This is a genomic window from Vibrio viridaestus (assembly GCF_003856525.1).
GTDB lineage: Bacteria > Pseudomonadota > Gammaproteobacteria > Enterobacterales > Vibrionaceae > Vibrio > Vibrio viridaestus.
Genome location: NZ_RJVQ01000005.1, coordinates 315,581 through 327,765 on the forward strand (window position 1 = coordinate 315,581; position 12,185 = coordinate 327,765).

Consider the following 12,185-nt stretch of genomic DNA (forward strand, 5'->3'; position numbering starts at 1 on the left):
ATAATTCAGTCACCAAATAACGAAAAGGTGGAACAAATATGGATACAATAATTTTAGGGGCGGAATGGTTTATAGGACTGTTTCAAAAAGGTGGAGAAACATTGCTAGGTATGATGACGGGCATACTCCCACTCTTGATTTCACTGCTTTGTGCAATGAATGCACTTATTGCCTTTATTGGTGAACATAGAGTAGAGAAATTGGCCAGTAAATGTGCGAATAACCCTGTCTCACGTTACTTAATATTACCGGTAGTGGGTACTTTCATTTTCTGTAATCCAATGACGCTTTCATTGGGTAAGTTTTTGCCTGAGCGCTACAAACCAAGTTATTACGCTGCAGGTTCTTATTCCTGCCACTCTATGAACGGTCTCTTCCCACATGTAAACCCAGGTGAACTATTCGTATATCTCGGTATCGCTAGCGGTATCACAACATTAGGGTTGCCATTAGCTCCTCTCGCTGTCGCTTATTTGGCCGTTGGTGTTATTTCGAATTTCTTCAGAGGTTGGGTAACAGACTTTACAACCATGCTGGTCGAAAAACAGCAAGGAATTCAGTTAGATCACGAAGTGCGTTTCAGTTAATGAGGAAAAGATTATGACTACCACATTAAAAATTAAAGCAGGAAAAGGCGGCTGGGGTAAAGAGCTTATTGTCGACTTCCCAAAAAATAAAAAAATTATGTACATGGTTGGCGGAACACGACCAGCTTTGGTTGACCGATTAGTTGAATTAACTGGACTCGAAGCTGTCGATGGATTTTCAGATGGCTGTGACTACTCAGAGATGGCTGTAGCTGTCATTGATTGCGGCGGTTCAATGCGCTGTGGTTTATACCCTAAAAACAACGTTCCTACCCTAAATGTCATGCCTACAGGTAAATCAGGTGTCATGGCGAAATACATTAACGAAAACAACTACGTATCTAATGTGGATGTCGACTGTGTCAGCCTTGCAAACGAATCAGGAACTGCCACCAAAAATGCCCCCTTAATATCAGGTGAAGTGTCAATCGATTCGAGCGGTGGCGCAACTCTAGTTGACGGTAACTTTATTGATACCAACAAAAAGTTAACTGAACAGTCTGATGGTTTATTGGCGCGTATAGGGATGGCGATGGGCAATGTAATGGCCGTATTTTTTCAGGCAGGCCGTGACACTATTGATACAGTGATTTCAACCATTATTCCATTCATGGCATTTGTTTCTATGCTAATAGGCATAATTTTAGCTAGCGGCATCGGAGATGCTATTGCTCATGTCCTTGTACCACTAGCAACCAACCCTATAGGTTTGATTGTACTCGCGCTGATATGTTCTTTCCCTTTTTTATCTCCATTCTTAGGGCCTGGCGCAGTCATCGCTCAAGTTATCGGTGTTTTGATCGGCACTCAAATAGGGCTCGGAAACATTCCGCCACATCTCGCATTACCAGCACTATTCGCTATAAATGCTCAGGCAGCTTGCGACTTTATCCCCGTTGGTTTAGGTCTTGCCGAAGCTAAACCAGAAACTGTTCGCGTCGGCGTCCCATCCGTTCTTTATGGGAGATTCTTAACAGGTGCACCAACGGTACTATTAGCATGGTTTGCATCTATGTTTATTTACAATTAGAGATATCAAAATGAGCTTATATGACATTGAAATTATTCAAGTTGGTAACAGCGCTTTGGAAGCATTAGAAGACGATATGCTTATTCTATTTAATAAATCTGTACCTGCCGATGCTGCCGAGTTCTGCTTCGTTCATACCCACGATAAATTGAAAGGTGAAATCACTGTGGGAGGAAAGGTTGTAATTGATAACACAAGTTATCCAATAACCGCTGTCGGGGACGCTGTTAATCAAAACCTGGGAAATTTGGGACACATTACGTTGCGATTTGATTCAGCTAATCAAGCTGATTTCGTTGGTAGCCTTCATTTAGCAGGAGCTCAACCAAACACACTAGGCGTTGGTTCAACTCTTAGCTTTTATTAATTTTTTAGAAGGTGTGTTTCAGCACCTTTTCATAGAAGGAAATTTGTTATGAAAACAGCAGTCGTAGTCGGTGGTGGTCAAACACTTGGAGAGTATCTTTGCAAAGGTCTCGCAGCAGATGGATACAAAGTTGGCGTGGCTGACCTCAATGCAAGTAACGCATCAAAGGTAGCGGATGACATCTGTTCATCACACGGTGAAGGAATATCTATCGGAGTACAGGTAGACGCCACTAATGAACAAAGTGTCGCAGACGCATTTAAATCCATTAAAGATCAACTCGGCAGTATCGATGTTCTGGTATACAGCGCAGGTGTTGCCAAAGCGACCAAAATTACTAATTTCACACTTCAAGATTTTAATTTTAATGTGAACGTGAACCTAAACGGTTACTTCTTGTGTGCACGTGAAGCTGCTCGCTATATGGTAGAGCAAGGAAATGGCGGGCGTATTATTCAAATCAATAGTAAATCAGGAAAAGTGGGCAGCAAACATAATGCTGGTTATAGCTCTGCTAAATTTGGTGGAGTTGGTTTAACTCAATCCATAGCTCTTGACCTAGCGGACGACAAAATCACAGTAAATAGTCTGATGCTAGGTAATTTACTTGAATCCCCAATGTTTCAGAGTCTGATTCCTCAATATGCGAAAAAGCTCGGACTTGAAGAGCATGAAGTGATGCAATATTACATTGATAAAGTCCCTCTGAAAGCAGGATGTGGATACGACGACGTATTAAATGTCCTTAAATTCTACATCAGTGAAGGGGCTAAATACTGTACTGGGCAGTCCATTAACATTACTGGTGGTCAAGTGATGTTCTAATGACTATCCATTTATATGTAAGGGGCTGTAAAGCTCCTTACCTTTCAGTAATTAAGGAACGTCACCTCATGAATACAATACTTACTATTGGATTGCTACTCGTCATGTGTTGGGGAACAAAATTATTCCTGAACCATATGAGAATCACGCCAAAGGTAAAAACAGAAGAAAACCACATCAATAATCATTAGAATACGGTTATCACACTAAAAATAATGATACAGACTTTCTATCATTAATTTCATAAACCAGTACATTCAATCATGGCCTAAAAGGTAAACTATGGATTCGACTTCATTATTAATAATCGTAGCTATTGTTGCCTGGGCAGCACAGATAGTTATGGGCTTTTTCCAAATTCGTGCTTTCAACAGAATGATCCAATCAATGGCAAAAAAAGGCAATGTCAAAATCGGTCGAACTAGAAGTCGTTGGAAAGCCAGAACAATAGTGGTTTTAGTGGAAGGAAATGACGGAGTAATTATTGATGCTAGAGTACTTAATGGAATGACTGTCTTTGCCCGTCCCAAAGCACTAACCGAGCTTATTGGTTACGCTTTTCCGTTTGATAAAGAACGGTTGCACGGACTGAGCCAGAGTACGCAAGAAGCGATTGACGTGGCCTTTCATAATGAATAAAAACTTTCAAATCACTTTCAACTCGTTAACTATCTAGTATAAAATGGCTTAAAACTAATCGGCAGACAGAATGATGAGCATAGATAGCAGACAAAATCAGTTGGTTTCCTACCTTCAACAACATGGCAAAACAGCCGTCAATGACCTTGCATCCATTTTCCATACATCAGGGGCAACCATTAGAAGTGATTTAAGATCTTTAGAAGAAAAAGGCATCGTTGCAAGACGATATGGCAGTGCAGAAGCGATTCATTCTAACGTCAGTGTTCCTGAAGATATCGCTATAGATGAAAAGAAAACTCTGAATTTGGATAAAAAAATCCGAATAGCGAAAAAGGCAGCCGAGTTAGTTCGAGACGGAGACTCCATTATTTTAGACTGTGGAAGTACCACCCTACAAATGGTTCCTGAATTCGAAAAAGTCATGTCATTGACTTTGATGACCAATAGCATGGATATTGTTCAGGCTATGAATGAGCTAAATTCCGAGCATACTGTTATTATGCCCGGCGGAACATATCGCAAACGTTCAGCTTCATTTCACGGCAATTTAGCTGAAAATGCTTTTAGTCATTTTACATTCGATAAACTATTTATTGGTGCTGACGGTTTTGATTTGATGCAAGGTTGCACGACTTACAATGAGGCCTACCAAGTCAGTCAAGCTATGTGTAAATCTGCAAATCAAATTATTGTCGTACTCGATTCATCAAAATTTGGCCGTAAAAGCCCGAATATTGTTGTACCTATTGATCTGATTGATGTCGTCGTCACTGACAATGAAATACCAGAAGAACATTTACAGGGACTAAAAGAGAAAGATATTACCGTTTATCTTGTGTGATATTTTTATTTTAAAAATTTCTTTGATGATTGAAATCACAATTCAAAACACTACTTCTGTTTAGCAAGCCATTCTGTATCAAAATAGCTCCTATGATGTATAAGTTTAGATGTGAGCTTTATGGAGTATTTCACTCTCAGCGCTGAGTGGTTTTTTGGGCTTTTTCATAAAGGCGGGGAAGTCCTTTTAGGCATGATGACTGACGTTCTGCCGCTACTCATTTGTTTGTTGGTTGCCATGAATTCGTTAATACGTTTTATCGGCCAACACAGAATTGAAAAACTGGCTTCGAAATGTACTAGCAATCCAATAACCCGGTATTTCATTCTTCCTTTTTTGGGAACATTTGTGTTTTGCAACCCAATGACGCTAAGTTTAGGGAAGTTTCTTCCTGAACGTTATAAGCCTTCTTATTATGCGTCTGCTTCCTTTAGCTGCCATACCATGAGTGGTATGTTTCCTCACGTAAATCCTGGTGAGCTGTTCATTTACATTGGTGTAGCTAATGGGCTTAGCCAACTTGGATTATCCTTAGCTCCGCTGGCAATGGGGTATTTACTGGTTGGTTTAGTTTCGAATTTCTTCAGAGGCTGGGTCACTGATTTTACTACCTCAATGGTATCTAAGCAGCGAGGCAAGGTCCTTTCGGATACCGTGGATTTTTCGGTGAAAGGTAACCAGTCATGAAACAATCATTAAAGATCATTGCAGGAAAGAATGGTTGGGGGGGCCCACTTTACATACCGATTATTCCTGGGAAAAAAGTACTCTATATCACCGGAGGAGCCAAGCCTGCCGTTGTCGATTATATCTGCCAAATTACTAAGCTCGAATCTGTTGATGGATTTAAAAGTATTATTAAAGATGAAGAAGTTGCCTTAGTCGTCATTGATTGCGGTGGAACTCTTCGATGTGGTTTATACCCTAAGAAAAACCTATACACCCTTAATATTCATGCCACAGGGAAATCGGGACCACTTGCTCAGTTCATTCATGAAGGCATCTATGTATCGTCAGTGAACAAGGATTGCGTCAGTCTCGTTGATGTAAATAACGAGTCGACAGAAGAAAGTGAAGAGCGTACAGCATCTAAACCAGTGCAATCCACACATCAGTCTATATCTTATGATATGACTAAAAACCTCTGTGAACAGAGCGGAGGTATAATAGCCCAAGTTGGTATGTCAATGGGCAATATCATGTCCACATTTTATCAAGCTGGGCGAGATACTATTGATACCGTGCTTAAGACTATACTACCCTTTATGGCGTTTGTTTCAATGTTAATAGGTGTGATCATTGCTTCTGGTCTTGGCGACATCATAGCAAATTTGCTTAGTCCTTTATCTACCAACCCATTGGGACTAGTCGTATTAGCATTGATTTGCTCATTCCCGCTATTTTCTCCCTTTTTGGGCCCCGGTGCTGTTATTGCTCAAGTGATTGGCGTATTAATTGGTGTTCAAATAGGAACAGGTGTGATCCCTCCACATTTAGCACTACCTGCGTTATTTGCTATTAACTCACAAGCAGCCTGCGATTTTATCCCTGTAGGATTAGGTCTCGCAGAAGCTAAACAAGAAACTGTAGAGATTGGGGTTCCCTCCGTACTGTATTCTAGATTTATCACTGGTGCTCCAACAGTGTTGTTGGCGTGGTTCGTTTCTATGTTCATTTATCACTAAACTATCTCAATGTCTTTACAATTCAAAGCCTCCATTATTGATATAGGCTCTCTAGCGATGGAATCGTTAGAAGAGAACATGCTAATTTTATTCAATCAAAGCGCGCCAGACGATGTTAAAGAGTATTGCTTCATTCACGATCAAGGAATAGATGCCGGAGTGATAAGCACGCAAAGCACTTTATTGATTGGTGAAAATGATTTTGTTGTTACAGCGGTTGGAAGTTCAGTGAATCAAAATTTAGCGAACCTAGGTCATATAACAATCAAGTTTGACGGCCAACTTAAGCCAGAACAGCCAGGAACTGTTCATGTCATTGGGTGCGGCCCAAAAAGTATCAACATTGGCGATGAAATTATATTCGGTTAAGAAAAAGTAAGTAAAGACCAGTTAACTCAATATTCAAAACTAGCAGTACGAAACATCGGTATAAACACTATCTATGACTGACGAATTCGTAAGCTATCAAAAAGAAGGAAGTAACCAAGTTATTTAAAGCTCCTTTTCGTTCAGTAACTGGCGAAAAGTACGCTTGAACTGTAGTTATTCTGCATTAGCTAAAACATAACTTTTTATTTCTAAAGTAGTACACTCGTAATTATATCCATTAGCTCTTTACAAATCATGAACTGTGTAATTCCCTTTTTCCATTGACAACATAATTATACGCTACAGCGTATATTTTCATTGATGATTCTATAATATTATGGAAAAGCCATTATGTACGTAAACAATACTCAACTCACTTAGCGGCAGATTATTACACAGTTTTAAGAATTACATGATTTGGACTGCCCCCAATATCATTGATATACCGTTCATCGTTGAATACAACGCACCGATTTGCTCTAGCTATCTGCGCGGTAAAATTTAGATGGTGGTTTCAATTTTTATCGGGAATGAATCCTGAATCCTTCCGCTTATTTAATTCGCCAACATCTATTCCCGGAACGACGAAGGACAACATGAGCCTTCGTCTATCAATCGCGAGCGGGAATAACTTTAAATCGACCAGTTATTGAGCGGATTAAGCCAGATAACGAGCTTGGGGGGATCTGAGCTTAGACGTGATCCATCAAAATTAAGACCGAGCGTCCCCCACTAACTCACCAACGACTTCAGATACGTAGTCTGCTCCTTTTAATATTTCCTCAATAATTGTAGCCGCTTCTCTTATCAAATTAGAGTTGGTATTAGCATCATCCGATATTTGACTCATGTTCAACATCACCTTTTCGACCAGGGCCCTATTCTTCTCGACCATTTGCGTTATATCTTCCGTTGATGTCGACGTTCTTGATGCTAACGTTCTCACTTCGTCGGCAACAACAGCAAACCCTCGCCCTTGCTCACCTGCGCGAGCCGCTTCTATTGCAGCATTGAGCGCTAGCAAGTTAGTTTGATCGGCAATTCCGCGTATCGTAGACACAATGTTTGTAATTTCTTGAGATTGCGTATTCAGCTCGGAGACAATAGATGCCGTTGCTTCAATCTGTTTAACGGATTTTTCAGAGTTGGCAATATTTGAGTCTAGGATACTGGCTCCGCGAGTTGATACCTGAGCGGTTTCGACAGACGTAGAATGCGCGATTTCTGCTGCGTGCTGAATGCGTTGTTGCCTCTCCACTCTCTCAGTAACATCACTAGCCAGTTTTGTGATTTTGATAACCCTATTGTTCTCATCAAAAATAGGATTGTAAGTCGCCTCAATCCAAACCGTATTCCCAGCTCGTCCCATTCGTCTGAATAGCCCATCTTTGACTTGTCCCCGAGCCAAGTCTTGCCAGAATGTGGGATTTTCTGCATAAAATTCCTCAAAACAGAAAATTGAGTGGGGCTTACCTATAATGTCATTTTTATTGGAATACCCAAGAGCTCGTACAAAGTTGTCGTTAGCGTTCAACACAGTACCATTGGTACTAAACTCAATAACCGCATTAGAGCGATTAATCGCCTCCAAAAGCGCCGTGTTGTCACGGCTTTTACGTACCTGGTCAGATACATCTTGCGCAATTTTCAAAATACCCACAACACGACCATTGTGTCTGATGGGGATATAGCTTGCCTCTAGCCAGATAGTTTGCCCGTCTTTCCTAATACGAGGGAACGAGCCTGCTTGAGTTTTCCCGTTCGCTAAATCTGACCAGAACTGACTATATTTAGGGGAACTTACAATTTGATCTGAGCAAAGCTCTCTATGTCTTTTACCAATAAGCTCTTCTTTTGTATAGCCTACAATCTTCGCAAACTGCTCACTTACATCTGTAACAACACCGTCAGTAGTGAACTGAATAGTGGCGCACTCATTGTTAATACTTGCTATGGTAGTAACTTGTTTTTCTAAATTTGCAATAACATCTAAAGTCTCATTATTTCTTTTCTTGAAAAACATAAACCACACCTATGCAAATTGATGATGAAACCATACTTGCATTAATGCGATTCAGCGTCAATCTAATCAACTTTTTATTGTCCAATTGGAAAGTAAACATACTGTATATATTTCATTTTTTTGATATGAGCATATGCATTCTAAACAACGATGAGGCATTTCGATTTAAAATAGCGGCGTATTACTGTCATCATTGTTGTACAAGTGACAAATGTTGGGAGTAGCCGAAAATAAGCACTACGTACTAGTACATTCAAAAATCATGACCACTGTCATATTATGAAGTCTATCAGTAGAGTAGAGTAAACAAGGTAATTCGCTTTCCCATAGTTGAATTACAACTAGAAACAAGACGTTGTCGATCGATTGTATATCCCCCCAAAGATACAATATCGTATCGCATCACCATCCCTTAAGCAGTATTGCTTAGGGGATTTTTTATCCAACATTCAATCAATTAATCAATAAGTTATAAAAAACAAGACTTTAGAATGCACTGTTTCGAAACGTGGTCCCGACACAGTTTAGAAATAATTTTGACATTATGAATATGAGTGAACAGAATACCTAAGGACCTCTAAGAAAAGTGTTCTTTCAGAGCATCAACAAAACAACGAACTTTTGCTATCGGACGGTGAGTAGGCGGTGTCAGAATGTGCATCGGACGCGATGGAGCTTGGTAATCAGTTAGGATTTGAATGAGGTTCCCCTCATCTATCTCTTTCTGCAAAATATCTTTTGGTCCTAGCGTAATACCATAACCTTCAATAGCGGCATGAAGCAGTGCTTTCCAGTCATTAGAACGAAATCTTCCTTTTGGTTTTACTTCTTCTTTTATACCATTTTTGCTAAAAATCCAACGACATGGTATAGAATCCGCCCACATCCCATAAATTAAACATGAATGTTTTGATAAGTCAGAAGGACATTGAGGCTTTCCATTGCGCTTGATGTAATTTGGCGATGCACAAGCTATTAATTGATATGGTCTCAATGGATAATTGGTCAAAGAACTCTCTTCTAATTCACCTATCCTGATGATGACTTCATATCCTTCTTGTATCGGGTCAACCAGCCTATCGTTCAACGTTAACTCAATTTCCGTTTCTGTATATCGACCAAGGTAGTCTGTAATAAATGGGGTGAGTGATGTTGACCCAAATGTGACGGGTGCACTGACTTTTTAAATACCAGAAGGATAAGATTTTAAGTCGCTGACAAGTGAGTCCGACAACTTAACTTCAGCGATGATAACCTTACACTGTTCATAATATCGTTGACCAACATCCGTTAGTTGTTGGCGACGTGTTGTACGGTTGAGTAACGTTGTACCTAGCCTCGATTCTAATCAGGCAATATGTTTCGAGACTATTTTCGCCGACAGATTCAACGATTCTGCAGTTAAAGCAAAAGAGCCTAACTCTGCCGCTTTAACAAATACTGACATGCTGGTACGAATGAACAAAGAGCAATGAGAACAAACTCTGGTTAACACTATACGTATTCATCGGCGTCTTTAAACTTCTGTTTTATTGAACCGCGATTCAGTATCTTGGTGAGTTCATCTACCTCCGATAACACTTTTAATCGCTGCTCAAGAACATGCTGTTGAGTGATGTTTTTTGCAATCCAAAGTACCGTTCTTTGGCTGTTGAACATAAGAGGGAGGGGTTTAATCGTTCCCTAGAACCAAATCTCCTGTGGATGCGGTACGTCAGCGGGCAGCTCTATCATGTCCGTCTCGCCAAACCGATATTTCACTTTCTGTGTCATATTCTCCGCTAAGGCTTTGGCGACAAATGACAAGAACATATCCGCCATCTCTGGCGGCGCAATATCGTGCAGTGTCCGGCCAATAAATGGCTTACAATCAAACCCTGTTGCATTTCCGTCGCCACCAAACACATCAACATACACACCTGTTTCTGAAAAGACAAAGATATGGTCAGGTAAGGCATCTAAAATAGTAAAGTAGTGTTTATCATCGTCCATAATCTTATCGTCCCAAAGCGTCACTCGGCCGTCGTGGTATGGAATTTTCCTATCCCTTCAAACTCAAGTAAATTAATTTCGAGCTCAGCGCCAAAATAATGCAGTTTCACTTTGGGCACTCTACCCGACTCAATTTGCTTGCCAAATCTCTCCAGTAARTCCGCAATTAACTCTCTTACTGTCTGCTCACCATCATCAATATAAAAATTCGTCATATCCCTAACCTACCAAGCTTATATTAAAATATACGCATAAAAACCAACAGCCTATATTGAGATTTCCATTAACCMAAAGGAGAAAAAAATGGAAACTCAAAAAATCGTTATCAACAACAAYCACTTTCGTTTCAAACTCTACCCCAATACCAGCACAACGGAATACGCGGTATTTTTACTGGGAGCCCTTCAAGATATCGAATCGGTTGACAACTTCTCTAACGATTTCTCMAAGCACGTTAATTGCCTRACGGTTGAAATTCCTGGGACTGGACTCAACGCCCCTTTAGACTCTACCGTYACCATTCACGAACAATCCATGATGCTACTCGACCTATTGGAGTACCTCGACATCCGAAAAGCCCACCTMATTGGYTTTTCCTACGCCACGGCCATCACAGTTGAGGTGTGTAGCGTCTGGTCTGGCGCTCTAAGCCTATCCATCTGCGGCGGCGTCCCCGGCATTCCTAAATCTGGTCGAATGGCCACAAAACAGATGATTGCATCGGCGATGGTCAGTACACAAAACTTCGCCAAAACCTTTACAGATTCGCTCACGTCCAATGAACCGGGCATCCCTCGCAGTAAAGCCATTAAACGAGCCACAGAAAGAAACATCGCTCACTTTGACCAAGAGCGCGTCGATGTCTTCTTTGAAAACTCCGTCCGCCTTCTGGTTCATAAACCCTGTGATTTATCGAAATTAACCTTACCTGCGACCGTTTGCGTCGGCGAGTTTGACCCCTATGTCACCAAAGACATTGCTCAGGACTTTGCTCGTCAGTTACCGAACAGTCGTTTCCTCATCATTAAGGATGCAGACCACATGGTGCACTTGGAATTTCCAGATAAAGTCGCATCGTTGTTGATTGCGCTAGCGGCCGCATCAGCTCAGGTGTCTCATCTTTTTGATGTAATGGCTAATGAGGTATTGTGAATACGAATTAATCACATCACAACCCAAAATCATGCGCGTTTTTCACACTAAAAACGCATGTGATGATTTAAATCACATTATTTATTGTGATAACTGTGATTAATGTTATTAATTAACTGTTAGGAGAGATTAAGTAATTGTATTCATTGTAGTTAATGAATAGTTATTGAGAGGGAGTATTTCTCCCTCTTCTTAAATGTATCTGACGTGTATTTATTTTTGCGTAAAAATAATGACTTAGCGTTATTATGAGTGTCTTAGCACAGCATTTTGTGGTACGTTAATTTCGTGCTTAGGATTAGCAGGACATGTATAGGAAACAAACGGATAGTCATTTTTCTTATTTATTTTCTTGGTCTTAGCGTCATCGCGGTATTTACCCTCTTTAAATACATTGATGATGCCCGCACCAATCGTCATAACGTCTCGTTACAAGTACAGCATACCCTCACCCGGCTCATAGAATACTATAACAGTACTATCTTGCCCGATGTCCCCGCCAATGACTGTATGCGGTTTATTGCTAAGCATAACAATATCGTGTTTTCAGACCCGTATGTGAGAAGCTTAAGTATTAATGACCATGGAATCGTAACGTGCAGTTCTGTTTCAGGTAACACCCCCATCGTCGTGCCAAACTGGCAAAGTGAACACCACAGTATCCGATTTTTT

The 12,185-nt window shown here is 40.6% G+C and carries 16 protein-coding genes and 1 pseudogene; 10 read left to right on the forward strand and 7 right to left on the reverse strand.

Going from position 1 to position 12,185, the window contains the following annotated elements:
- Positions 1-38 precede the first annotated feature (38 nt).
- The 9 genes from srlA (EES38_RS13755) (at position 39) to EES38_RS13795 (ending at position 6,346) form a co-directional block, all read left to right on the forward strand.
- Positions 39-587, forward strand: a complete 549-nt coding sequence (srlA, locus tag EES38_RS13755; RefSeq protein WP_124937781.1) for a PTS glucitol/sorbitol transporter subunit IIC — start codon at positions 39-41, stop codon at positions 585-587.
- 13 nt (positions 588-600) lie between these two features.
- A complete protein-coding gene (gene srlE / locus EES38_RS13760) occupies positions 601-1,617 on the forward strand; it encodes a PTS glucitol/sorbitol transporter subunit IIB (RefSeq protein WP_124937782.1) in 1,017 nt (338 codons plus the stop codon).
- A 10-nt stretch (positions 1,618-1,627) separates the two neighbouring features.
- Entirely contained in the window at positions 1,628-1,984 is a 357-nt protein-coding gene (locus EES38_RS13765; RefSeq protein ID WP_124937783.1) for a PTS glucitol/sorbitol transporter subunit IIA, read from the forward strand.
- Between the two features lie 48 nt (positions 1,985-2,032).
- Positions 2,033-2,809, forward strand: a complete 777-nt coding sequence (gene srlD, locus EES38_RS13770; protein WP_124937784.1) for a sorbitol-6-phosphate dehydrogenase — start codon at positions 2,033-2,035, stop codon at positions 2,807-2,809.
- A gap of 282 nt (positions 2,810-3,091) precedes the next feature.
- A complete protein-coding gene (locus tag EES38_RS13775) occupies positions 3,092-3,448 on the forward strand; it encodes a transcriptional regulator GutM (RefSeq protein ID WP_124937785.1) in 357 nt (118 codons plus the stop codon).
- Between the two features lie 70 nt (positions 3,449-3,518).
- Positions 3,519-4,292 carry a glucitol operon DNA-binding transcriptional repressor SrlR gene (gene srlR, locus EES38_RS13780; protein WP_243694196.1) on the forward strand — a complete coding sequence of 258 codons (774 nt, stop codon included), beginning with the start codon at positions 3,519-3,521 and terminating at the stop codon, positions 4,290-4,292.
- 120 nt (positions 4,293-4,412) lie between these two features.
- Positions 4,413-4,979 carry a PTS glucitol/sorbitol transporter subunit IIC gene (gene srlA / locus EES38_RS13785; protein ID WP_124937786.1) on the forward strand — a complete coding sequence of 189 codons (567 nt, stop codon included), beginning with the start codon at positions 4,413-4,415 and terminating at the stop codon, positions 4,977-4,979.
- Positions 4,976-5,977 (forward strand): PTS glucitol/sorbitol transporter subunit IIB, encoded by a 1,002-nt coding sequence (srlE, locus tag EES38_RS13790; RefSeq protein WP_124937787.1) that lies wholly within the window; start codon positions 4,976-4,978, stop codon positions 5,975-5,977. Before srlA (EES38_RS13785) ends, srlE (EES38_RS13790) begins: the two co-directional genes overlap by 4 nt.
- A gap of 9 nt (positions 5,978-5,986) precedes the next feature.
- Positions 5,987-6,346 carry a PTS glucitol/sorbitol transporter subunit IIA gene (locus EES38_RS13795; RefSeq protein ID WP_124937788.1) on the forward strand — a complete coding sequence of 120 codons (360 nt, stop codon included), beginning with the start codon at positions 5,987-5,989 and terminating at the stop codon, positions 6,344-6,346.
- 712 nt (positions 6,347-7,058) lie between these two features.
- Here the strand turns inward: EES38_RS13795 and EES38_RS22630 are convergent.
- The 5 genes and pseudogenes from EES38_RS22630 to EES38_RS13815 all read right to left on the reverse strand — a co-directional run bounded on the left by EES38_RS22630 (position 7,059) and on the right by EES38_RS13815 (position 10,576).
- Positions 7,059-8,369 (reverse strand): methyl-accepting chemotaxis protein, encoded by a 1,311-nt coding sequence (locus tag EES38_RS22630; RefSeq protein WP_124937789.1) that lies wholly within the window; start codon positions 8,367-8,369, stop codon positions 7,059-7,061.
- A gap of 577 nt (positions 8,370-8,946) precedes the next feature.
- A pseudogene (locus EES38_RS22330) lies at positions 8,947-9,540 on the reverse strand (LysR substrate-binding domain-containing protein); the annotation flags it as partial.
- A gap of 177 nt (positions 9,541-9,717) precedes the next feature.
- Positions 9,718-9,816 carry a helix-turn-helix domain-containing protein gene (locus EES38_RS22705; protein WP_369333375.1) on the reverse strand — a complete coding sequence of 33 codons (99 nt, stop codon included), beginning with the start codon at positions 9,814-9,816 and terminating at the stop codon, positions 9,718-9,720.
- A gap of 236 nt (positions 9,817-10,052) precedes the next feature.
- Positions 10,053-10,361 carry a hypothetical protein gene (locus EES38_RS13810; RefSeq protein ID WP_124937790.1) on the reverse strand — a complete coding sequence of 103 codons (309 nt, stop codon included), beginning with the start codon at positions 10,359-10,361 and terminating at the stop codon, positions 10,053-10,055.
- Positions 10,362-10,381: 20 nt separating this feature from the next.
- Positions 10,382-10,576, reverse strand: coding sequence for a hypothetical protein (locus EES38_RS13815; RefSeq protein WP_124937791.1), 195 nt, complete (start codon positions 10,574-10,576; stop codon positions 10,382-10,384).
- A gap of 88 nt (positions 10,577-10,664) precedes the next feature.
- Here EES38_RS13815 and EES38_RS13820 point away from each other — a divergent pair, with 88 nt between their 5' ends.
- On the forward strand, positions 10,665-11,513 hold the full coding sequence (locus EES38_RS13820) for an alpha/beta fold hydrolase (RefSeq protein ID WP_124937792.1): 849 nt from the start codon (positions 10,665-10,667) through the stop codon (positions 11,511-11,513).
- Between the two features lie 246 nt (positions 11,514-11,759).
- On the opposite strand, the gene EES38_RS22180 is transcribed toward EES38_RS13820, so the two are convergent.
- Positions 11,760-11,933 carry a hypothetical protein gene (locus tag EES38_RS22180; RefSeq protein ID WP_166434273.1) on the reverse strand — a complete coding sequence of 58 codons (174 nt, stop codon included), beginning with the start codon at positions 11,931-11,933 and terminating at the stop codon, positions 11,760-11,762.
- Between the two features lie 47 nt (positions 11,934-11,980).
- Positions 11,981-12,185, reverse strand: a 205-nt coding sequence (locus EES38_RS22335) for a hypothetical protein (RefSeq protein WP_208020449.1), incomplete at its 5' end; no start/stop codon positions are given.

Coding starts and splice junctions, on each gene's coding strand:
- srlA (WP_124937781.1), top strand. CDS start 39: ATGGATACAATAATTTTAGGGGCGGAATGGTTTATAGGACTGTTTCAA.
- srlE (WP_124937782.1), top strand. CDS start 601: ATGACTACCACATTAAAAATTAAAGCAGGAAAAGGCGGCTGGGGTAAA.
- EES38_RS13765 (WP_124937783.1), top strand. CDS start 1,628: ATGAGCTTATATGACATTGAAATTATTCAAGTTGGTAACAGCGCTTTG.
- srlD (WP_124937784.1), top strand. CDS start 2,033: ATGAAAACAGCAGTCGTAGTCGGTGGTGGTCAAACACTTGGAGAGTAT.
- EES38_RS13775 (WP_124937785.1), top strand. CDS start 3,092: ATGGATTCGACTTCATTATTAATAATCGTAGCTATTGTTGCCTGGGCA.
- srlR (WP_243694196.1), top strand. CDS start 3,519: ATGATGAGCATAGATAGCAGACAAAATCAGTTGGTTTCCTACCTTCAA.
- srlA (WP_124937786.1), top strand. CDS start 4,413: ATGGAGTATTTCACTCTCAGCGCTGAGTGGTTTTTTGGGCTTTTTCAT.
- srlE (WP_124937787.1), top strand. CDS start 4,976: ATGAAACAATCATTAAAGATCATTGCAGGAAAGAATGGTTGGGGGGGC.
- EES38_RS13795 (WP_124937788.1), top strand. CDS start 5,987: ATGTCTTTACAATTCAAAGCCTCCATTATTGATATAGGCTCTCTAGCG.
- EES38_RS22630 (WP_124937789.1), bottom strand. CDS start 8,369: ATGTTTTTCAAGAAAAGAAATAATGAGACTTTAGATGTTATTGCAAAT.
- EES38_RS22705 (WP_369333375.1), bottom strand. CDS start 9,816: ATGTCAGTATTTGTTAAAGCGGCAGAGTTAGGCTCTTTTGCTTTAACT.
- EES38_RS13810 (WP_124937790.1), bottom strand. CDS start 10,361: ATGGACGATGATAAACACTACTTTACTATTTTAGATGCCTTACCTGAC.
- EES38_RS22180 (WP_166434273.1), bottom strand. CDS start 11,933: ATGACGATTGGTGCGGGCATCATCAATGTATTTAAAGAGGGTAAATAC.